At 30.2% G+C, this 1,780-nt stretch carries 3 protein-coding genes; all 3 read right to left on the bottom strand.

Translation table 11 applies throughout. The features are described from left to right. Positions 1-187: 187 nt before the first annotated feature. Positions 188-472 carry a helix-turn-helix domain-containing protein gene (locus F6U93_RS14455; protein WP_150940938.1) on the bottom strand — a complete coding sequence of 95 codons (285 nt, stop codon included), beginning with the start codon at positions 470-472 and terminating at the stop codon, positions 188-190. A gap of 2 nt (positions 473-474) precedes the next feature. Continuing rightward, positions 475-813 (bottom strand): type II toxin-antitoxin system RelE/ParE family toxin, encoded by a 339-nt coding sequence (locus tag F6U93_RS14450; RefSeq protein WP_150940937.1) that lies wholly within the window; start codon positions 811-813, stop codon positions 475-477. 227 nt (positions 814-1,040) lie between these two features. Further along, a partial coding sequence (locus tag F6U93_RS14730; protein ID WP_191963537.1) for a hypothetical protein occupies positions 1,041-1,780 on the bottom strand: 740 nt, incomplete at its 5' end.

Raw genomic sequence — 1,780 nt, 5'->3', positions numbered from 1 at the left:
ATAATGTTTAAAATTATGTAGCCTTTATTCAGGACGGGTCAGTATTACTGGCAACGTTGATGTATATGGTTTGTTGCGATGATAAAGAAACAAATTCTACAAGTACAAAACAACTAGAAAATCCGCAGGATTTGCATAAGTAAGCTAAAACTTAGCAATAAATTATATACTGTGTTGCCATTAGTACTTATTCAGCTGTTAATTTAATTGATAATCCTAATGCATTGGCAAGTAGAGCGAAATTAGACAATTGAATATCCTCTCCGTTTTCAATTCGGGAAATATATGGTCTTTTCTTTCCAACCTTTTCAGCAAGATTTTCCTGTGTCATATGTAATTCCTTTCGTCTGTTTTTTATGATTTCTCCAAAATAGTAGGAAAAAGCACTTTCTCTAAACTCCTCACGTTCTTTTGAACCTTCTTTTCCGTAACGTTTTGCAATCAGTTCTTTTGCATTAATTGATTTTCCCATAATTATTTTTCTTTAAGATAATCCTCTAATATTTTTTCGGCTTGTTTAATTGCCTTTTTGTAATCCTTTGTTCCTTTTTTCTGAAATCCGTTCAAACAAACAGCTTTTGTACATTCGGCGAAATTCAGATGGTCGATAGCAAAGATTACGATTCGATATTCGTTTCCTGCTTTAATTCTCAATTCGTAAAATTGAGTTGATTGCAGTTTTTTCAGGAAGTTTGAGTTTATAACTTTAATTTCACAAATAACTTCTATGAGTTGAAAGAATTTAAGCGAAACTCTGTCGTTTTGTTTGTCTATAAATTCCAAACATTCTTCTGTAATATCGATTTCTCTCATATTACAAATGTAACGAATTAGTTACAATTGTAGTCCATTGTTATCGAAATATTTTCGCGAAGACGGATTTTCAGTGTATTAATGGCAACGGTCTTGTGTATGGTTAATTGCGTGTTAAGCAACTAATTGAGTAAACTATCACGAGCCAGAGAAAATTCCGAAGGAATTTTCCAAGTAGGCACTTGTCCAAGCAATTAATTATACACGTTGTTGGCAACTGGCTTTTTTTAAAAGTTAAAATATTCTTCTTTCAATATCCTTGTTTCTTCCTTTGTTGGTTTATAATTATTGTCTTCTCCGACTTTTTCGTAGTCAATTACATAAATCCAATTTTCATTTATTTGTTGTGTGTGTAATAAATTATTTGTTTTAATTGCAATAGAGTCAAAATCGAAATTATACAGTAGTTTTTGAACAATATGATAGTTATAATTCCTTTCGTGTATTTCAGGATGTCTTTCTCCTTTTAAAAGCTTGGAATTCCATAAAACATAAATTGCTCTATTATGGTCAAAAATATAGTGTAAACGTTTTAAGTTCAATTTAGGTTTCGTTTCTAATTTTCTTTCTTGCTTTAATGAAAAATTATGACGCTCCAAGAATCCTCTGTTTATTGTACTGTCAGGAAGATATTCATTCAATAATCTACTTGTAAAATATAAAGAGTTGTTTTTTCTTTTTCTTATATGTTCATGGATTTGGTTTTTCTTATCTAATATTGGGATTAATTTAGATTTATTATTTACTATAAGTTTGTTTATACTATCAAAATCTTTCAATTCAGATTCATCAATTTTTAGGATAAAAGTTTCGTCGATTGTGTCACTTTTTCGTGGATAATCAAAATTACAAGAAGTCAAAATGAAATTCAGAATTAGAATTGATAGAAGAATATTTCTTTTGTCCATTTGAGTGATTTCAGCTTGTTGCCAACAATAGGTGTATGTGTAGTAGCGCCCCCAAGGGT

Origin of the sequence: Pseudotamlana haliotis, from assembly GCF_008806375.1 — a bacterium.
Classification (GTDB): domain Bacteria; phylum Bacteroidota; class Bacteroidia; order Flavobacteriales; family Flavobacteriaceae; genus Pseudotamlana; species Pseudotamlana haliotis.
This window is presented reverse-complemented; position numbering and strand designations above follow the sequence as displayed.